Source organism: Endozoicomonas sp. ALD040, from assembly GCF_049275945.1.
Taxonomy (GTDB): domain Bacteria; phylum Pseudomonadota; class Gammaproteobacteria; order Pseudomonadales; family Endozoicomonadaceae; genus Endozoicomonas_A.
This window is the reverse complement of record NZ_CP184829.1, coordinates 3076723-3096181: the sequence shown is the minus strand read 5'-3', so window position 1 is coordinate 3096181 and position 19459 is coordinate 3076723. Positions and strand designations below refer to the sequence as shown.

Annotated in this window: 17 protein-coding genes; 8 read left to right on the top strand and 9 right to left on the bottom strand. The window is 47.6% G+C overall.

Annotated features, from left to right (window positions below; genetic code table 11):
• Positions 1–6 precede the first annotated feature (6 nt).
• The 3 genes from fusA to rpsL all read right to left on the bottom strand — a co-directional run bounded on the left by fusA (position 7) and on the right by rpsL (position 3109).
• Positions 7–2109, bottom strand: coding sequence for an elongation factor G (gene fusA, locus ACOJUN_RS11070; protein ID WP_422136678.1), 2103 nt, complete (start codon positions 2107–2109; stop codon positions 7–9).
• Between the two features lie 18 nt (positions 2110–2127).
• Positions 2128–2598, bottom strand: a complete 471-nt coding sequence (gene rpsG, locus ACOJUN_RS11065; RefSeq protein WP_252177337.1) for a 30S ribosomal protein S7 — start codon at positions 2596–2598, stop codon at positions 2128–2130.
• Positions 2599–2734: 136 nt separating this feature from the next.
• Positions 2735–3109, bottom strand: coding sequence for a 30S ribosomal protein S12 (gene rpsL / locus ACOJUN_RS11060; RefSeq protein WP_034841716.1), 375 nt, complete (start codon positions 3107–3109; stop codon positions 2735–2737).
• A gap of 308 nt (positions 3110–3417) precedes the next feature.
• Here rpsL and glpX point away from each other — a divergent pair, with 308 nt between their 5' ends.
• Positions 3418–4428 (top strand): class II fructose-bisphosphatase, encoded by a 1011-nt coding sequence (gene glpX, locus ACOJUN_RS11055; protein ID WP_422136677.1) that lies wholly within the window; start codon positions 3418–3420, stop codon positions 4426–4428.
• Between the two features lie 148 nt (positions 4429–4576).
• Here the strand turns inward: glpX and ACOJUN_RS11050 are convergent, their stop codons facing one another.
• On the bottom strand, positions 4577–5161 hold the full coding sequence (locus ACOJUN_RS11050) for an RING finger domain-containing protein (RefSeq protein WP_422136676.1): 585 nt from the start codon (positions 5159–5161) through the stop codon (positions 4577–4579).
• A 183-nt stretch (positions 5162–5344) separates the two neighbouring features.
• Between ACOJUN_RS11050 and ACOJUN_RS11045 the strand changes: the two genes are divergently transcribed.
• Positions 5345–5530 carry a fructose-bisphosphatase class II gene (locus tag ACOJUN_RS11045; RefSeq protein ID WP_422137064.1) on the top strand — a complete coding sequence of 62 codons (186 nt, stop codon included), beginning with the start codon at positions 5345–5347 and terminating at the stop codon, positions 5528–5530.
• Positions 5531–5676: 146 nt separating this feature from the next.
• Here the strand turns inward: ACOJUN_RS11045 and ACOJUN_RS11040 are convergent, their stop codons facing one another.
• Entirely contained in the window at positions 5677–6255 is a 579-nt protein-coding gene (locus ACOJUN_RS11040) for an RING finger domain-containing protein (RefSeq protein WP_422136675.1), read from the bottom strand.
• Positions 6256–6439: 184 nt separating this feature from the next.
• On the opposite strand from ACOJUN_RS11040, the gene ACOJUN_RS11035 reads away from it, so the two are divergent.
• Positions 6440–6625, top strand: coding sequence for a fructose-bisphosphatase class II (locus ACOJUN_RS11035; protein WP_422137063.1), 186 nt, complete (start codon positions 6440–6442; stop codon positions 6623–6625).
• A gap of 128 nt (positions 6626–6753) precedes the next feature.
• On the opposite strand, the gene ACOJUN_RS11030 is transcribed toward ACOJUN_RS11035, so the two are convergent.
• Positions 6754–7341: an RING finger domain-containing protein gene (locus ACOJUN_RS11030; RefSeq protein ID WP_422136674.1), complete on the bottom strand. Its 588-nt coding sequence runs from the start codon at positions 7339–7341 to the stop codon at positions 6754–6756.
• A 213-nt stretch (positions 7342–7554) separates the two neighbouring features.
• Here ACOJUN_RS11030 and ACOJUN_RS11025 point away from each other — a divergent pair, with 213 nt between their 5' ends.
• Both ACOJUN_RS11025 and ACOJUN_RS11020 read left to right on the top strand, forming a co-directional pair.
• Complete coding sequence (locus ACOJUN_RS11025) at positions 7555–7926, top strand: hypothetical protein (RefSeq protein WP_422136673.1); 372 nt, start codon at positions 7555–7557, stop codon at positions 7924–7926.
• A gap of 128 nt (positions 7927–8054) precedes the next feature.
• Positions 8055–8411 (top strand): YgiW/YdeI family stress tolerance OB fold protein, encoded by a 357-nt coding sequence (locus ACOJUN_RS11020; protein WP_422136672.1) that lies wholly within the window; start codon positions 8055–8057, stop codon positions 8409–8411.
• 99 nt (positions 8412–8510) lie between these two features.
• Here the strand turns inward: ACOJUN_RS11020 and ACOJUN_RS11015 are convergent, their stop codons facing one another.
• Positions 8511–10223, bottom strand: coding sequence for a choice-of-anchor I family protein (locus ACOJUN_RS11015; protein WP_422136671.1), 1713 nt, complete (start codon positions 10221–10223; stop codon positions 8511–8513).
• 528 nt (positions 10224–10751) lie between these two features.
• Between ACOJUN_RS11015 and ACOJUN_RS11010 the strand changes: the two genes are divergently transcribed.
• Positions 10752–11066: a helix-turn-helix domain-containing protein gene (locus ACOJUN_RS11010; RefSeq protein WP_422136670.1), complete on the top strand. Its 315-nt coding sequence runs from the start codon at positions 10752–10754 to the stop codon at positions 11064–11066.
• Positions 11067–11175: 109 nt separating this feature from the next.
• Here the strand turns inward: ACOJUN_RS11010 and nhaA are convergent, their stop codons facing one another.
• Entirely contained in the window at positions 11176–12579 is a 1404-nt protein-coding gene (gene nhaA / locus ACOJUN_RS11005; RefSeq protein ID WP_422136669.1) for a Na+/H+ antiporter NhaA, read from the bottom strand.
• 422 nt (positions 12580–13001) lie between these two features.
• Here nhaA and ACOJUN_RS11000 point away from each other — a divergent pair, with 422 nt between their 5' ends.
• The gene (locus ACOJUN_RS11000) at positions 13002–13529 is read left to right on the top strand and encodes a hypothetical protein (RefSeq protein WP_422136668.1); all 528 of its coding nucleotides are present in this window, start codon (positions 13002–13004) and stop codon (positions 13527–13529) included.
• 113 nt (positions 13530–13642) lie between these two features.
• Positions 13643–15013 carry a Fic family protein gene (locus ACOJUN_RS10995; RefSeq protein ID WP_422136667.1) on the top strand — a complete coding sequence of 457 codons (1371 nt, stop codon included), beginning with the start codon at positions 13643–13645 and terminating at the stop codon, positions 15011–15013.
• Positions 15014–15241: 228 nt separating this feature from the next.
• On the opposite strand, the gene rpoC is transcribed toward ACOJUN_RS10995, so the two are convergent.
• The gene (gene rpoC / locus ACOJUN_RS10990) at positions 15242–19453 is read right to left on the bottom strand and encodes a DNA-directed RNA polymerase subunit beta' (RefSeq protein WP_422136666.1); all 4212 of its coding nucleotides are present in this window, start codon (positions 19451–19453) and stop codon (positions 15242–15244) included.
• Positions 19454–19459 lie beyond the last annotated feature (6 nt).

Sequence of the window (19459 nt, the reverse complement as noted above, 5' to 3'; positions counted from 1 at the left end):
ACACTATTAACCCTGATTTTTAATGACCGCTTCAGCAATGCTGGCGGGAGCTTCGGCATACTCGCTGAATTCCATCGAGTATGTAGCACGCCCCTGAGTTGCTGAACGCAGATCTGTGGCGTAGCCGAACATTTCACCCAGTGGCACCTGAGCGTTAATAACCTTACCGGAAGGTGTATCTTCCATACCCTGAACAATACCACGACGACGATTCAGGTCACCCATAACGTCACCCATGTAGTCTTCAGGTGTTACCACCTCAACCTTCATCATGGGCTCCATCAGAACAGGGTTAGCCTGTGGCGCGTATTTCTTCAGACATTGAGAAGCAGCGATTTTAAACGCCATTTCGTTGGAGTCAACATCGTGGTAAGAACCATCGTACAGACGAGCTTTCAGACCCAGCAGAGGGTAGCCGGCAATAACACCGTTCTGCATCTGCTCTTCCAGACCCTTCTGAACAGCCGGGATGTATTCTTTCGGAATAACACCACCAACAATCTCGTTGACGAACTGAAGACCTTCTTCACCTTCTTCAGCCGGAGAGAACTCAATCACAACGTGACCGTACTGACCACGACCACCAGACTGCTTGGCAAACTTGTGGTTAGCATCAACGGTAGCTTTCAGCTTCTCACGATAAGCAACCTGTGGCTTACCAATGTTCGCTTCAACCTTGAACTCGCGACGCATACGGTCAACGATGATGTCCAGATGCAGCTCACCCATACCGGAGATGATGGTCTGACCGCTCTCTTCGTCGGTATGAACACGGAAAGAAGGATCTTCCTGGGCCAGTTTACCCAGAGCGATACCCATCTTCTCCTGGTCGGCCTTGGTCTTTGGCTCAACCGCAACAGAGATTACAGGCTCCGGGAATTCCATACGCTCAAGAGTAATAACGCTGTTCATGGCGCACAGAGTGTCGCCAGTGGTCACGTCCTTCATACCGATCAGAGCAACGATATCACCCGCCAGACACTCTTTGAGTTCTTCACGGTTGTTAGAGTGCATCTGAACCATACGACCTACACGCTCACGCTTGCCCTTAACAGGGTTGTAAACGGTGTCGCCGGAATTCAGGGTACCGGAGTAACTACGGATGAAGGTCAGGGTACCCACGAATGGGTCGGTAGCAATTTTGAACGCCAGCGCAGCAAACGGAGCATTGTCGTCAGCTTCACGGGTTTCTACCGTGTCTTTACCGTCGTCCAGAATACCTTCAATGGCCTTAACTTCTTTCGGAGAAGGCATGTATTCGATAACAGCATCCAGAACGGCCTGTACACCCTTGTTTTTGAATGCAGAGCCGCCGAATACCGGAATAATTTCGTTAGCCAGGGTGCGAGCACGGATACCGGCCTTGATTTCTTCCTCGGAGAGTTCACCTTCTTCAAGGTACTTCTCCATCAGCTCTTCAGTGGACTCGGCAGCTGCTTCAACCATGTATTCGTGCATTTCTGCACAGACATCGGCCATCTCGGCAGGAATGTCTTCATAGTTGAAGGTCATACCCTGGTCAGCTTCGTTCCAGATGATCGCCTTCATCTTAACCAGATCGACAACACCTTTGAACTCGTCTTCAGAGCCAATTGTCATCTGCATCGGAACAGCATTTGCGTTCAGACGATCGCGCAGCTGATCTACTACCATCTGGTAATTAGCACCGGTACGGTCCATCTTGTTGACGAAGACCATACGAGGTACTTCATACTTGTCAGCCTGACGCCATACGGTCTCAGTCTGAGGCTGAACACCAGAGGAACCACACAGAACAACGACAGCTCCGTCCAGTACACGCAGGGAACGCTCAACCTCAATGGTGAAGTCAACGTGTCCGGGAGTATCGATAATGTTTACACGATGCTCATCAAACTGAGCATCCATACCACGCCAGAAACATGTAGTAGCAGCAGAAGTAATGGTAATACCACGCTCCTGCTCCTGCTCCATCCAGTCCATAGTAGCTGCACCGTCGTGCACCTCACCAATTTTGTGGCTCAGACCGGTGTAGAACAATACACGTTCAGTGGTCGTTGTCTTACCCGCGTCAACATGGGCACAAATACCAATATTGCGATAGCGGTCAATAGGGGTTTTACGGGCCACGACTCAATCCTCTGATACTTAGAAACGGTAGTGAGAGAACGCTTTGTTAGCTTCAGCCATGCGATGCACGTCTTCACGCTTCTTGACAGCGGCACCCTTGTTCTCGGCAGCATCCATCAGTTCGCCGGCCAGGCGAAGATCCATAGACTTCTCGCCACGCTTACGCGCAGCGTCAACCAGCCAGCGCATAGCCAGTGCTGTGCGACGGCTTGGACGAACTTCTACAGGTACCTGGTAGGTAGCACCACCGACGCGGCGGGACTTTACCTCTACCACAGGAGCGATGGACTCGAGCGCTTTTTCAAACTGCTCCAGAGGGTCCTTGCTGGTACGCTCCTGAACTTTGTCCAGTGCGCCATAGACGATTTTCTCGGCAACAGATTTTTTACCGGAAACCATCACATGGTTAATGAATTTTGCCAGAGTCTTGTTATGAAACTTTGGATCTGGCAGTACTTCGCGCTTGGCGACTACGCGTCTTCTTGGCATTGATAAGCCCTCTTTTCGGCCTTCAGGTAGCTCAGGAAAAAACTCCTGACCTTACTCTTATCAACCTACTGTTAAATTCTTGCTCTACTGAGCGTTCTCAAGTCTAGTCTCTGGACACTGGTTTCAAGCAACCAGTTCAAGACTTAGGCTTTTTGGTACCGTACTTGGAACGGCCCTGCTTACGGTCGTTAACACCCTGAGTATCCAGGCTACCGCGAACGGTGTGGTAACGAACACCGGGCAAGTCTTTTACACGACCGCCACGGATCAGAACAACACTGTGCTCCTGCAGGTTGTGACCTTCACCACCAATGTAGGAAGTCACTTCGAAGCCGTTGGTCAGACGCACACGACAAACTTTACGCAGCGCAGAGTTTGGCTTCTTGGGGGTAGTAGTGTAAACACGGGTGCATACACCGCGACGCTGTGGGCAGGCCTGCAGCGCAGGAACGTCGGTCTTTTTGACCTTACGCTTGCGAGGCTTGCGAACCAGCTGGTTAATTGTTGCCATTGGCGAACTCCAGTCGTTTCTAAGTAAGTAAGAATCAGCTGCGTCAGAGGAGTGCGCAGAAGATTCTTTGCTTCAACGGCAAAAGCCGGCGTAAAAACCGGCATCTACCAACCCCTTTCAAATACAGCTAGGGGCAATATAAAGCGGCGAAATTTTACGGAATGCTGGGAATTGCGTCAAGTCTGTGGATAACACAAATCGTGTAAAAGTGAAGCTCGCGGAGTAAAATCCCGATTATTGCGATTCACTCCGGATGTCAGAGTTGTGATAAAGTCCCGCCCATACCCTAGATCACCCTCAGGATTACCATGAAACGCGAACTGGCGATTGAATTCTCACGTGTGACCGAAGCGGCAGCCCTGGCTGGTTATAAGTGGCTTGGCAGAGGCGATAAGAATGCGGCTGACGGTGCAGCAGTTGAAGCCATGAGAGCCATGCTCAACAAAGTTCAGATGGATGGCGAGATTGTCATTGGTGAAGGCGAAATCGACGAAGCCCCCATGCTCTACATCGGAGAAAAAGTCGGCAAGGGTCAGGGCGAGAGTATTGATATTGCCGTTGATCCTATTGAAGGTACCCGCATGACTGCAATGGGTCAGAACAATGCTGTGGCCGTTCTGGCTGCTGGCGATAAAGGTTCCTTCCTGAAAGCGCCCGACATGTATATGGAAAAGCTGGTTGCCGGTCCTGGCGCGAAAAACGCCATCGACCTGAACCTTAGCCTTGAAGAAAACATCCATAATGTCGCCAAAGCACTGCACAAGCCCATAGAAAATCTGACCGTTATCACACTGGCCAAGCCTCGTCACGACAGCGCCATTGAGATGATGCAAAAAATGGGCGTAAAGGTTTTTGCCCTTCCTGATGGTGATGTAGCCGCCTCTATTCTGACCTGTATGCCCGACAGCGAAGTCGACATGATGTACTGCATCGGCGGTGCACCCGAAGGCGTAGTATCGGCAGCTGTGATTCGTGCATTGGGTGGCGATATGCAAGGTCGTCTGATGACCCGCGATCAAGCCAAAGGCGATACGCCTGAAAACAGGGCTGCCGGTGATGTTGAACGCAGCCGCTGTAAAGAAATGGGTATTGAGCCCGGCATTCTCTTGCGTCTGGATGATATGGCCAGTTCTGATAACGTGGTATTCTCGGCAACCGGTATTACCAAGGGCGACCTGCTGGAAGGTGTTTCCCGCCAGGGTAACATCGCAGAAACCGAAACACTGGTGATTCGTGGTAAATCCCGTACGATCCGTCGTATCAAGTCTATCCACTATCTGGATCGTAAAGACGACGACATTAAGGGTGTCATCCTTTAACTTTGTTTTCCTCCGAGCCATTGTCTATTGAAAACAGAAATGGCTCCCCCTTCTTTCTATTCGCAACTGTTGTCAATTAAATCTGAGCAGCGGTGCTTGAGGGATCAGCCAGGAGAATATGCTTCAAAAAATATCTCAGCAAATCATTTTAATGATTTTTTACGAGATAATTGGCAGCAACCCCGACAACAGACACGGCAGCTAAACAGAAAACTCCAGGGATTCCCATAACGGCATAAGTAGCAACACCACTAGCAATACCGGTAGCAACACCAGTAGCAACATCGACAGTCTTTCCACGCAGCTGAGTAGCCAAGAAAGTGTTGATAGCACCACCAACCATGGCAGCGGCGAGTGCCCCGGAAGAACGGACGTCATCTGCAATTACTCCACCTGCAACTCCTACAGTCCCGCCAGCAGCCGAAATAAAAAACGAGGGAGTTGGGTGAGCAAACGTGTAACTAATCTTGCGAATAAATTTAAGAGTTCTTTTCGAAATAGTTACCATGCGTTCCTGCAATGGAATTTTTTTTATCTGCTTTATATCACTAGCAGTTAATTTTTTTAGACAGATACGGCAGCTTTGTTGTTTATTCCTTTCCAACCATTGCTGCATGCATGATTTACCAAAAGCATGTCCGCATTCTAGTTTGATACTTTTGCAATTTGTTGTGTCAAAACATATTGTGCACTTAATCTCAATAATACCATTAACTCTGCAATCACCATCCATAGCAAACCCCCCTATTATACTTTTGGCTTATTACATTATTAGATACTTATATTTGGTTTTAGTTCCTTATAAATACTTGGATTTTTAACTCGTTCTGTCATCAAGGTGTTTTTTCTCTCCCGAAAGGCGATAGATAATCCCCTTTAGGGCGATGAGGCAGAACATCAACAGGATCTTGCTTCACTGGCTGACGACACCCCGGTCACCGGTATTACCAAGGGCGACCTGCTGGAAGGTGTTTCCCGCCAAGGTAATATCGCAGAAACCGAAACACTGGTGATTCGTGGTAAATCACGTACGATCCGTCGTATCAAGTCTATCCACTATCTGGATCGTAAAGACGACGACATTAAGGGTGTCATCCTTTAACTTTGTTTTCCTCGGAGCCATTGTCTATTGAAAAACAGAAATGGCTCCTTCCTTCTTTTGTTCATGGCTCTTGTCAATTAAATCTGGCACCAGTGACTGAGGGATCAGCCAGGAGAATATGCTTCAAAATAGCTCAGCAAATCATTTTAATGATTTCTTACAAGATAATTGGCAGCAAGCTTGACAACAGACACGGCAGCTAAACTGAAAGCTGCGGGCTTTCCCATAGAGACAAAAGTAGCAACACCAGTAGCAAAACCAGTAGCAAGTTCGACAGTCAATTGACGCTCCCATTCATGAATACTCACGAAACCGCCGATAGTACAACTAATAAAAATAGAAGCGCCAATCCCAGCATCGTTCTCATCTGCAACTACTGCAGCTAAAGTTGCGGTAGCCCCGCCAGCAATCCCAACAAGAAGCGAGGGATTTGGGTGAACAAACATGTCAACAGTCATGTCAACAGTCTCGCGAATAAATTTAATAGTTCTTTCCAAAATAACTACCATGCGTTCATGCAATGGAATTTTCCCTATCTTTTTTAAATCAATATCAGTTAATTCTTTTCGACAGAAGTGGCAGTTTTTTTTGTCATTCCTTGCCAACCATTTCTGCATGCATGATTTACCAAAAGCATGCCCGCATTTTAGTTCGATGCTGTCGCATTTTGCTGTGTCAAAACATATTGCGCACTTAATATCATCAACTCTGCAATCACCATTCATAGCAAAACCCCCTATTATACTTTTTCGCTTATTACATTATTAGATACTTATTTTTGGTTTTAGTTCCTTATAAATACTTGGATTTTTAACTCGTTCTGTCATCAAGGTGTTTTTTCTCTCCCGAAATGCGATAGATAATCCCCTTTAGGGCAATGAGGCAGGACATCAACAGGATCTTGCTTTACTGGCTGACGACACCCCGGCCACCGGTATTACCAGGGGCGACCTGCTGAAAGGTGTTTCCCTCAAGGGTAATATCGCAGAAACCGAAACACTGGTGATTCGTGGTAAATCCCGTACGATCCATCGTATCAAGTCTATCCACTATCTGGATCGTAAAGATGGCGACATCAAGGGTGTCATCCTTTAACCCTGTTTTCCTATGAGCCATTGACCATTGAGAATAGTCAGTAGCTCTCCTGCCTCATATGCTGCATCTGCCACGACAGTAGTAGAGGGAACAGCCATAGGAGTACGCGTCGAAATTGCTCTGCAACATTAAAAATCGTTTATTCCGAGATAATTACCAACATCACAGATAATAGTCGCGGCAGTACACCCGATAGCTAAGCCAGCACCCGCATAATTCCCGAAGACAATGCCGGTAGCTACACCGGTAACGATACCGGGAACGACACTGACATGCCTTTCAGGCTCACTAGCAGCCCAGACACACGCGATAAGAGACCCAGTCACGGCCGCAGCGGGAGGTACAACATCTACCCCGCCAACCCCGGCAAAAGCAGCTCCGGCAGCTCCGGCAGCCCCGACAGCAAGCCCGACAGCAGCCGAAGGAGATACTGGAAGAGATAATGCCACAATAGATTGGAACAAAAATTTAATCGTTTTTTCCGGAATAGTTACCACACGTTCCCACAACGAGGTTTTTTTTATCTCTTTTATCTGATCATCAGTTAATTGTTCTCTACAGAAAAGGCAGTTATATTGATTAGTCCTTTTCATCCATTGCTTTATGCATGATAAACCAAAAACATGTCCGCATTTTAGTTTGATGCTTTTGCACTCTACTGCGCCAAAACAAATTGAGCATTGAGTAGTATCATTAACACTGTGATTACTTTCCATACACCCCCCCTGTTATATTTTTTTCCCATTACAATCTTAGATATTTAAATTTGGTTTTAGTTCCTTATAAATACTTGGATTTTTAAATCGTTCTGTCATCAAGGTGCTTTTCCTCTCCCGGAAGGCGATAGATAATTCCCTTTGGGTCTTAAAGCATTGCACTGAGCAGCCGTGACAGGTAGCGTTAAAACATTGACTCAATGGATTGAGCACATGTTAACGACACTGCCGCGCCTCCTTACGATTTTTTTATCGCTTCTGCTTGTCAATCTGGCCTGGGCATCGGAACCCGAGCTCTGGTATCAGAAGGTCTGGTGCGAAGGTAGAGGCGGAGAAGTTGAAGCCAGACTCGACGACGGTAGACGTGTCGATTGCATAACTGACCTTCACGCCATCGAAATGGATTTTGCCAACAAATGGCCTGAAGCCATCGGCCAGTCTCTTGCCTATGGAATGCTGACCAAAAAACAGGCTGGGATTGTGTTGATTCTGAGAAAACCATCCGACCATGAATATTGGGAACGCTTACAACAGGTTCTGGAGCACTATAAACTGCCGGTTACTACCTGGAAGCTTGGCCCCTGAAGCCACAGTTTTTTCTTTTATGAAAAAAGTTTAATGATTCACTCATCTTCCGGTTAACTGCTTTCGATTAATCTAAGCCCACCTTTTACACAAATACCCATTTCGAAAGAAAACCGGAGATTGAAACCATGAATAAGACACTATCTGCTTTCCTCGCTGCTTCAACGATCGCACTGACCACTGGCAACGCATTTGCTGAATACACCGGGCCCAGCAGCACACCCAGGATCAATGATGTTGCTTCCATCATCGAAAACCCGGTTGATGACTCCCAGGTGGAACTTACCGGTTACCTGACCAACAAAATCGACGATGAAACCTACACCTTTTCAGATGGCAACGACAGCATTCAGGTAGAGATTGAATCCAGAGACATGCCTCAGGTGCAGATCAATGAAAAGACCAAAGTTAAGATTTTGGGCGAAGTAGAAAGCGGTGCTTTTGAAACAACCGAGATAGAAGTCGAAAAAATCACCGTCATCTGAACAGAGCTTCACTTTAAACAAGGGTTGCCGGAAATTCTCTGGCAACCCTCAACCCTTTGAAGACAAAAACGATAATAATCTACCGAAAGGCACGTCTAATCAATCTACCTGATATACCAGTGTAGAACCAGAGACTTCATGACCGATTATCAATAAAGGCTTTCCAGTTGGACTGTCAGTGGCTTCTACAAACTTCATACCCTCCGGAGAAACATCCCCCGCTTTTTCTGGTTCTTTCTCAGTATCAACTGAAAAATCACGGTTGTAGACATAGCTGACAAACTTGGCTTTTTCAGGATGAGTCACGTCGTACATCAGGACACCGCCGGTTCGTTCCAGACCAATAAACGCATATTGACGTCCATCAATCTCACCCACAGCCAATGCCTCTGGCTCAGGGCCTTTGTCGTCACTGCGGTTATCACCTTTGGTTTCTTCGTCATTATTGTTGAAGTGTTTACCCAGCACAGCAGCCGTCACTTCTTCAAAGTCGCTGCCTGAGTCATAGACCAGCTCACCTGTTTCGTTCCAGATAGAAAATGAGCGTGCTCCGTAGGAGTAAAGTTCTTCAAACTTGCCGTCGTTATCCGAATCACCCAGAGTGTTGGTAATTTTCAGACGAGCCAGCTTTTTCTGGTCTTTGGCTGCTTCAGCGTTAGGATGCTCCAGGGCCACCTTAACCTTTTTGGTACGAACTTCTTCTGTGAACCCCAGGCAACCGTCTTCATCATCGTATTTCAGACCACCAGAAGCCAGACATTGAGCTTCAGAAGCAGCTTTGTACCAATAATCTCTGGCATCACCTTCGTTGGCTGTTACAACATAGGTTTTACCTTCTACGGAATAGGTAGCAATGGTATCTGGCTGATACATACCATAGACACCACTCCATTTTTGCAGATTCACACCACCGTCTTTATTGCTGGCATCCATCGCAAACTGACCATAATCCTTGTAACCAAGGGGAACAATAGAATCAATGCGAGCATTGGCAATATCAACCAATGCCAGGGCATTGTTTTCCTGCAGAGAGACGTACGCTGTTCTGGAATCATCAGAAACGGCTATGTACTCGGGCTCAAGATCCTGAGCCACAGAAGCATCACGACCAAAAACCCTGACATCCTCTGGCAGCTCACTGTTTCTGGAGTACCCCTTGTTGAAAGCAGTGAAAGTAGCATGACGTGGTTCTTCCAGTTTGCCTTCAGAGGTAACCTTGACGACACTGACTGAACCTTCCGGGTCAATTTTGTAATCCGATGAGGGTTCACCTTCGTTTGCTGTCAGCAGGTATTTTCCATCGGGCGTAAAGGTCACCATATCAGGCAGTGCACCTACAACCTTATAGTCACTGAATACAGCGCCACCTTCAGAATCGAGCTTATAAACAATGACAACGCCTTTCTTTTGTTTGTCACTATTTTCAACAGCAACAGCCAGCAGATCGCCATGAACAGAAACGCTGTTGGCGGTGCCCAGCTTCATGCCGTCAATACTGGATTCAAGATTGATCTTGCCAATTTTGAGTATATTGGAATCCATGGTCGGATCAGCCAGTGGCTGCCCCTTGAGTGATTTACCGCTGAGAATATCTACGGTTTTATCCAGGGCGTTGACAACATAGATAGATTGACTGGCTTTATGCCAGGCCACAATCTCTGCAGCCCCTTTATGGTAAGTGCCAGAAGCATATCGAGCGATCGGCTCCATGGTGGGATGGGAAACTTCAACGTTTTCCTGAACCATTGAACAGCCAGCCAAAATGAAGGGAGCTGCCAGAGTGATAGCGTTGCGAGCGAGTTTCAGTTCCATTGAGATTCCTGATTTTATTCAATTTGATCAGGGCTTTTTATAACGGTTACAAATGACTATTTAATGACATTGTTGACACAAAGACGACAAAAACTGGCTTTTCTCGTCCCACCACTGGAGAGGCTATAGCATAAAGGAATACCCCGCTGTCATATTTCTCAAAAAAAATGCTACCTTGAAACGCTCTGACCATCGATAAAGGCAGTTTATGATGAGGAAGTTATTAACATTACTTTTTCTTTACTTCGTAGCATCTGCATCAGCGGCAAATGCAAATCCTAAAATATTTCAAGCAGCTGAGAAATTTATACTTTTGTGTAACGTGTTAGCATTAAAAATTATGCCTCCGGGGTAAGATGCGCTTTGCTGGCAAGGGTAAAGGCAGACGCGGTGGTTTACGAGTCATTTATTATTATCTGGATGAACATCAGCGCTTTTATCTGCTGACCCTGTACAGCAAAAATGAAATGACAGACCTGACTGCCAGTCAGAGGAAAAAGTTAAGACTATTTATGGAGGCATGGCGTAATGAGCAATCGTGATTTATTCTCGGAACTCAGCTCTGCTCTTGCTGAAGCCAGGGAGCACTCAGAAGGTAAGTTGACGCTGAGAAGCCATCAGGTAGACGATAAAGGCGAGTTGAGCATCTCACCAGATGAGATTGTCGGTATTCGTGAAACGTTTAATATGTCCAGAGGCGTGTTTGCACGCTTGCTGCATACCTCTGTCCGCACCCTGGAGAACTGGGAGCAAGGGCGCAGTGTACCCAATGGTCAGGTCGTTACCCTGCTTAGGCTGGTCCAGCGCCATCCAGAAACTCTTTCGTATATTGCGAGTCTTTGAACAACACTTTCAAGGAATTATGTTGCAATGGCGAGAGCCGTAACTATATCCCTAAAAAACAAACCCGGAGCCAACTCCGGGTTATTCGTTCTCAGATAATAGTCTGACTTCAAGCCTGCTCAGCAGTAGCCTTTTCATCAGCCTTTGGAGAAGCTTTAGTCAAACAGATAAAGCCTGCAATACCCGCGATCAGGGAGGCAATCAGAACCCCTGCTTTTGCCAGTACCAGATCATTGGGGCTGCCAGCAAATGCCAGCTCTGATATGAAGATAGACATGGTGAAACCAATTCCGCCCAGGAAGGCAACACCGACAATATGCAGGAAGTTACATTCGTGTGGCAAATCACCCCATCCCAGTTTCCAGCCTACCCAGGTAGCACCGGCAATACCAATTAACTTCCCTAATACCAGACCCAGAGTAACACCCAGAGTGACGTTATTGAAAATCTCGGTATCCCCGGAGAATACATTAAAGGGTATACCGGCGTTAGCCAAGGCAAAAATAGGAATGACGATATAGGTAACAGGCAGGTGCAGACCCGTTTCTATTTTCTGCAGTGGAGCTTCTGCAAGGCGGGCACCATTACCCAGAGCCCGAACGTAAGCCAGCACTTTTTCATTTCGCAGAACATCTTCACCAGGGCGGTAACTCCGGTCAAATCGTCGAATCAGATTTTTTACCTGAAAGCTGAATGCAACTGGATCGTATTTGGGTTTTGCCGGTATGGCAAAAGCGGTAATAACACCAGCCAATGTCGCATGAATACCTGCTTCGTAGAGCTGAAACCAGAGGCCCGCACCTATTAGCAGATAAGGCAATGGACTACGAATACCGGAAGCATTGAGAACCCATAATAATGCAGTAAATCCTGCAGCCCATAGCAAAGCAAGCTGATTGATTTCGTTGGTATAGAAGACGGCAATGATCATGATAGCGCCCAGGTCATCCACAATGGCCAGGGCCACCAGGAAGGTGATCAGGCTTTTAGGAACACGACCACCCAGCAGCGCACAAGTACCAACAGCAAAAGCAATATCCGTTGCCATTGGAATGCCCCAGCCGTCTGCAGCAACACCGCTCGGGTTGATACCGGCATAGATCAGTGCGGGCACCACCATACCACCAATCGCCGCCATGATAGGCAATACGGCATGCTTGAGGTCGGAAAGCTCACCGACAAGGAATTCACGCTTGAGTTCGAGACCAACATGGAAAAAGAAAAAAGCCATCAAGCCATCATTGACCCAATGGTGAACAGACATCTTCAGACCACCGTCGCCGAATGAGACTCCGGCGTAGGTTTTCAGGATCTGTTCATAGAGGGGGTACAGATTACTGTTCGCGATCACCAGAGCGATGACAGCGCAGATCATCAGAAGGATACCGCTGGTCGTTTGACGATGGATAAATTCTTCAAAAGGCGTGAGGATGCGGTCAAATGCCACCTCCCAGCGAGCGTTATAAACCTTGCCTTTTCGACCTATAAATTTTGTGAAATTATTTCCCGCCACAGCAACTCCTCAAGAGCATCAAGCTTGACACCGTAGACTACATCATGAGGTTGTTGATGTCTCGTGAATGTTCAGTGAGTCTTTTATTGCCTGTAGTCAGTCGTCTGTTGAAGGTTTTATCTCTAAACCTCTCAAGTTTAAAAAAGAGGGCTTTTCTCCTGAGCCGGTTGCTGTTTAACACAGACATAGCAAGCTGTTTCCATCAACTCGTTCCTCAAAAAAGCATTTCTTCATATTATTACCTTTCTCGATAATTGGTAGAAAAATATAATGCCTGCTTCAGCCGCCTTATACGATCGGCTGGGCGCAGCGAACGAGCAGATAGCATTTACTATGTGACTGCTTGAATAGTGTATTTGTGCTAATGTTGATTAACTGTGATCGAGGCCGAATCAAAGTAAAATTTTCAAGAGAGAATCACAGTGAAAAGATCAATGATAATATTTTTATTTATCTCGTTTATTTCTACTGCTGCTGAAATAAAAAAGATTTCTAACAATCAATTTGAATACAAAAACAATCAAGGTGATATAAGAAAAATTCTAATAGATAAGCCAATAGGAATGGTGAACTATATAGCTGTCATCAGGCAGGCTATATTCACAAGGTTTCTGATACGAACAAACGATGGGAACCACTATCTACACCATGAAGCCTTCGAAGTACCAGACTCTCCATTAGCTGCATATTATAAGCAGCTCAGTGACAATCAACGAACACCATTTGTTACCACGGAGGGATTATATAACCTCGCAAGTGCAGGAACATTTCTTAACTCACAACAGCCTGCAACAAAGCCCAGGCACGTAATGATCACAACCGCTCTTAGCGATGTGCAAAGAAGCAGTTCTGGCGATGAGTTATACATTCGTCCAATGCATGAAAATGACGCATTTGTCAGAGTGACGGGAGGCGTTTATTCCATTGTCTTTCAGGCTCATTTCAAATGAAATTTGCGGTCTAAGGTCAGTCTGCCTTTAAACGTCCCAGAATCTCCTTTATTTGTCCTTTACATGTCCTATAATTGTCCGAATAGGATTTTAAGGGACACATTTAAGAGACAATGATGACGTTAAGTATTGGCGATCAACTTCATGAAATCATTAAAGTTATAGAGCTGAATTCAAGAGGTCTGGCTCGAAAGGAGATCTCAGATCTACTTTCTTTTTCTATAAATAACAAGACATTACAGAGACGGTTAAACAGCCTTTGTGCTAACGGAGTTATTGCAAAAGAAGGAAACAAAAGAACAACAAAGTACTATCCGACTCATCTTTCCCGAACCGATAGTAAGAGACAAAATAAGGACAAATCGAGCTTAATTTTCAGCCCCAATAGCCAGAATGCTCTTTATTTGCTGGAAACACCGCTCCATGCCCGGACGAGAGTGTCCTATAACAGGGAATTTATCGAAGCTTATGTCCCTAACGAAACAAGTTATGTCCCTTATGACATTCGCAGACAACTATTCCTGAAAGGTAAACGCTTTGATCAACAGTTAGCCGCTGGCACCTATGCCCGTCAGATATGTCAGAGACTTCTGATTGACCTGTCTTACAACTCAAGTCGACTTGAGGGAAATACTTACTCAAAACTTGACACTCAGAAGCTGATTGAAAATGGCATTACGGCTGATGGAAAAATTCATGAAGAAACCGTGATGATTATGAATCACAAAGAAGCAATTCTGTTTCTCATTGAAAATGCAGAATTGATCAAACTCGACAGTTTTACTCTATTCAACCTGCACAACCTCCTCTCCCAGGACTTACTGGCAAATCCACAGAGTTGCGGTAACATCCGAACAGTAACCGTCGAAATAGGAAAATCAAGTTACACGCCTCTCGAAAACCCTCATATCCTTAGAGAAATGCTGGAACTGATACTGGTCAAAGCCAATAAAATAGAAGACCCATTCGAACAGAGCTTCTTTCTTCTGGTGCATCTTTCATACTTGCAGGCATTTGAAGATGTCAATAAGCGCACCTCTCGCCTGACTTGTAATATCCCATTTATCAAGCAGAATCTATGCCCTCTAAGCTTTACCGATGTCCCCCGCGATGACTATATTGCCGCACTGCTGGCAATTTATGAATTTAATGACATCAGCCCTATGCTGGATCTATTTGCCTGGGCTTATCTTCGCTCCTGCAATCAGTACGAAGTTGTCAAAAAGTCACTGGGAGAGATCGATGCCTTCCGAGTCCAACACCGACAGTTGAGAAAACAGGTCATGGGTCAGGTCATCCGTGATAATTTACACCGTCAAGATGCGGCTCAACTTATCGAACAATTCTGCCTGAACAATGGCATCGGAGATGTTGAGAGGTTTATGGCTATGACAATGACCGACCTTAACAATCTCCACGCTGGCGCTATCATTGGCCTTGGAATATCAGAAAGCCAATTTTATATCTGGCTGGCTGGGAAATAAGCAGCAGCACTCGTTCAACCAACCTGCCATTGCTATTGGTTGTCACGAAATTGCGTTACATAGAAATAGCTTACCGTGTCTGCGTCAGAGCGTACCAAACTACAGGTAAATAAAAACCATCGTTGAACATTTACGAGACAGCAACTGGCTCTGTGAAAATAAGAGAGGTCACCCGAAGGCAGCCTCTCTCATTTAGCTCACTGTATAAAAACAGGCGTCAGCCTATTTTTACACCTCGCCGAAGTTAAGAGCTTCAGACAGAGCCGCTTCAACTTCAGAAGCAGATACCTTGCTCGGTACTTCAAACTCAGGCTCTTCACGACCCTTACGACGTTCTTCGTGGTAAGTCAGACCTGTACCTGCAGGAATCAGACGACCCACGACTACGTTCTCCTTCAGACCACGCAGGTAGTCACGCTTACCGGTAACAGCTGCTTCGGTCAGAACTCTTGTGGTTTCCTGGAAGGAAGCCGCAGAGATGAAGGACTCAGTGGCCAGAGATGCCTTGGTGATACCTAGCAGAACCCTGTCGTACTTGGCAAGAATCTGATCCTGATCGCCCAGCTTCTCGTTTTCTTCCAGAACAGTGGTCAGTTCTAACTGGTCACCGCGGATCAGAGAAGAATCACCGGTGTCGGTCACTTCAACTTTACGCAGCATCTGACGCAGAATGGTTTCGATGTGCTTGTCGTTAATCTTAACGCCCTGCAGACGGTATACATCCTGGATTTCGTTAACGATGTAACGGGCCAGCTCACCAACGCCAAGTAGACGCAGAATGTCGTGGGGGTTCGTAGGACCGTCAGAAATAACTTCACCCTTGGTCACCTGTTCACCTTCGAACACGTTCAGGTGACGCCACTTCGGAATCAGCTCCTCATAAGGATCGCTGCCATCGTTCGGGGTGATGACCAGACGCTTCTTGCCCTTGGTCTCTTTACCAAAACCGATGGTACCAGTGATTTCCGCAAGGATAGAGTGCTCTTTGGGCTTACGGGCTTCAAACAGGTCGGCCACTCGTGGTAGACCACCGGTGATGTCCTTGTTACCGCCGGACTGCTGCGGAATACGAGCAACTACGTCACCAATTTCTACCGTCGCGCCGTCGGCCAGGTTCACCAGAGCGTTCGCAGGCAGGAAGTACTGTGCTGTTACATCAGTATTTGGCAGCTTCAGTTCTTTGCCATTAGCATCCAGCAACTGGATAGCAGGACGGATATCCTTTCCAGCAGAAGGACGATCCTTAGGATCCAGAACTTCGATGTTGGACAAACCGGTCAACTCATCCGTCTGAGTCTTGACGGTAATGCCTTCTTCCATGCCCAGAAACTTAACGGTACCGGACAGTTCGGTCACGATGGGGTGGGTGTGTGGGTCCCACTTGGCCACTATCTGACCGGCTTCTACTTCAATACCGTCCTTGACAGACAGAACCGCACCGTATGGCAGCTTGTAACGCTCACGCTCACGTCCGAATTCATCTGCGATAGCGAGCTGACCAGAACGGCTTACAGCAACTAGCGCACCGTCTTTACGCTCAACGTGCTTCAGGTTCAGCAGACGGGCGGTACCCTTGTTCTTAACAGAGATGTTGTCCTGTGCAGATGCACGGGATGCAGCACCACCGATGTGGAAGGTACGCATGGTCAGCTGGGTACCGGGCTCACCGATTGACTGGGCAGCGATAACGCCGACCGCTTCCCCTTTGTTAACCAGGTGTCCACGACCCAGGTCACGGCCATAACACTTGGAACAGATGCCGTAGCGGGTTTCACAGGTAATTGGAGAACGAACCCTGACTTCGTCAACGTTCATCAGCTCCAGGCGCTTAACCCAGGCCTCATCGATCAGGGTACCGGCAGGTACAGCGATTTCATTCTCTGCACCCGGCTTGAGTACATCTTCAGCAACCACACGACCCAGGATACGTTCACCCAGAGGTTCTACGACTTCACCACCTTCGATGTGCGGAGTCATCTGCAGACCACGGACAGTGCCACAGTCGTCTTCAGTCACTACCAAATCCTGGGCAACGTCTACCAGACGACGGGTCAGGTAACCGGAGTTCGCTGTTTTCAGAGCGGTGTCTGCCAGACCTTTACGAGCACCGTGAGTAGAGATGAAGTACTGCAGTACGTTCAGACCTTCACGGAAGTTTGCGGTAATCGGCGTTTCGATGATGGAGCCATCCGGCTTGGCCATCAGACCACGCATACCGGCCAGCTGACGAATCTGTGCAGCACTACCACGAGCACCGGAGTCGGCCATCATGTAAACGCTGTTGAAGGATTCCTGTTCTTCCTCTTCACCCTGACGGTTGATCACGGTGTCGGACTTCAGGTTGTCCATCATGCGCTTGGCCAGCAATTCGTTGGCACGGGACCAGATGTCGATCACCTTGTTGTACTTCTCACCCTGTGTCACCAGACCGGAAGCAAACTGGTTTTCAATCTCACGCACTTCTTCGTTAGCGTCATCAATGATACGGCTCTTGTCGCCCGGGATAACAAAGTCGTTAACACCGATTGAGGAACCGGAAATCGTCGCATAATGGAAGCCCATATACAGCATCTGGTCAGCGAAGATAACGGTTTCCTTGAGACCCACGTTGCGATAACAGGTATTCAGCAGACGGGAGATCGCCTTCTTCTTCATGGTCTGGTTGACCAGTTCGAAAGGCAGACCTTCAGGTACGATTTCCCATAACAGGATACGACCAATGGTAGTATCTGCCAGGAAAGCGTTGCTGTGCTCTACGCCGTCGTCGTCTTTGTACTTTTCAGCAACACGTACCTTGATACGGGCATGGAGATCAGCATGACCGGTACGGTAGGCACGCAGGGCTTCGTTTACGTCAACGAAGGCCATGCCTTCACCCCTGGCGTTAATACGGTCACGGGTGATGTAATAAAGACCCAGTACTACGTCCTGGGAAGGTACGATAATAGGTTCGCCACTTGCTGGTGCCAGAATGTTGTTGGTAGACATCATCAGGGCACGGGCTTCCAGTTGAGCTTCCAGAGTCAGAGGTACGTGTACCGCCATCTGGTCACCATCAAAGTCAGCGTTATAAGCCGCACACACCAGCGGATGCAGTTGAATCGCCTTACCTTCGATCAGAACCGGTTCGAACGCCTGGATACCGAGACGGTGCAGTGTAGGTGCACGGTTCAGCATCACCGGGTGTTCTCGGATTACATCAGCCAGAACGTCCCAAACCTCAGGGGTTTCACGCTCTACCATCTTCTTGGCAGCTTTGATGGTGGTCGCCAGACCTTTGGCTTCCAACTTGCCGAAAATGAATGGCTTGAACAGCTCCAGAGCCATTTTCTTGGGCAGACCACACTGATGCAGACGCAGGGTAGGACCTACGGTGATTACAGAACGGCCAGAGTAGTCAACACGCTTACCGAGCAGGTTCTGACGGAAACGGCCCTGTTTACCCTTGATCATGTCAGCCAGGGATTTCAGGGGACGCTTATTGGAACCGGTGATAGCACGACCGCGACGACCATTATCCAGCAGCGCGTCAACAGATTCCTGCAGCATACGCTTTTCATTGCGGACAATGATGTCTGGAGCATTAAGATCGAGCAGACGCTTCAGACGGTTGTTACGGTTGATTACACGACGGTAAAGGTCATTCAGGTCAGACGTCGCAAAGCGACCACCATCCAACGGCACCAGAGGGCGCAGATCGGGTGGCAGAACCGGCAGAACAGTCAGAATCATCCACTCAGGGTTGTTACCTGATTTGTGGAAAGCTTCCAGCAGTTTCAGACGTTTGCTCAGTTTCTTCAGTTTGGTTTCGGAATTGGTCTGCGGAATTTCTTCACGCAGCATGTCAACTTCTTCACCCAGCTCGATGTCAGCCAACAGAGCTTTGATGGCTTCAGCACCCATACGGGCATCAAAGTCGTCACCAAACTCTTCCAGAGCCTCGTAGTACTGCTCATCGTTCAGCAGCTGGTTTTTCTCCAGGGTCGTCATACCCGGATCAATCACTACGTAAGACTCAAAGTACAGTACCCGCTCGATATCACGCAGGGTCATGTCCAATAACAGACCGATACGGGATGGCAGAGACTTCAGGAACCAGATGTGAGCAACAGGGCTGGCCAGTTCGATGTGACCCATACGGTCACGACGCACTTTCGCCAGCGCAACTTCTACACCACATTTTTCACAGATGACACCACGGTGCTTAAGACGCTTGTATTTACCGCACAAGCACTCGTAGTCCTTGACCGGACCAAAGATCTTGGCACAGAAAAGGCCGTCACGCTCAGGCTTGAACGTACGGTAGTTGATTGTTTCCGGCTTTTTAACTTCACCGTAAGACCAGGAACGTACCATTTCTGGGGAAGCCAGACCGATACGAATCGAGTCAAACTCTTCGGTTTGACCCTGGGTCTTGAGTAGATTCAGTAGGTCTTTCAAGATCGC

Coding starts and splice junctions, on each gene's coding strand:
- rpsG (WP_252177337.1), bottom strand. CDS start 2,598: ATGCCAAGAAGACGCGTAGTCGCCAAGCGCGAAGTACTGCCAGATCCA.
- rpsL (WP_034841716.1), bottom strand. CDS start 3,109: ATGGCAACAATTAACCAGCTGGTTCGCAAGCCTCGCAAGCGTAAGGTC.
- glpX (WP_422136677.1), top strand. CDS start 3,418: ATGAAACGCGAACTGGCGATTGAATTCTCACGTGTGACCGAAGCGGCA.
- ACOJUN_RS11050 (WP_422136676.1), bottom strand. CDS start 5,161: ATGGATGGTGATTGCAGAGTTAATGGTATTATTGAGATTAAGTGCACA.
- ACOJUN_RS11040 (WP_422136675.1), bottom strand. CDS start 6,255: ATGAATGGTGATTGCAGAGTTGATGATATTAAGTGCGCAATATGTTTT.
- ACOJUN_RS11030 (WP_422136674.1), bottom strand. CDS start 7,341: ATGGAAAGTAATCACAGTGTTAATGATACTACTCAATGCTCAATTTGT.
- ACOJUN_RS11025 (WP_422136673.1), top strand. CDS start 7,555: ATGTTAACGACACTGCCGCGCCTCCTTACGATTTTTTTATCGCTTCTG.
- ACOJUN_RS11020 (WP_422136672.1), top strand. CDS start 8,055: ATGAATAAGACACTATCTGCTTTCCTCGCTGCTTCAACGATCGCACTG.
- ACOJUN_RS11015 (WP_422136671.1), bottom strand. CDS start 10,223: ATGGAACTGAAACTCGCTCGCAACGCTATCACTCTGGCAGCTCCCTTC.
- ACOJUN_RS11010 (WP_422136670.1), top strand. CDS start 10,752: ATGAGCAATCGTGATTTATTCTCGGAACTCAGCTCTGCTCTTGCTGAA.
- ACOJUN_RS10995 (WP_422136667.1), top strand. CDS start 13,643: ATGATGACGTTAAGTATTGGCGATCAACTTCATGAAATCATTAAAGTT.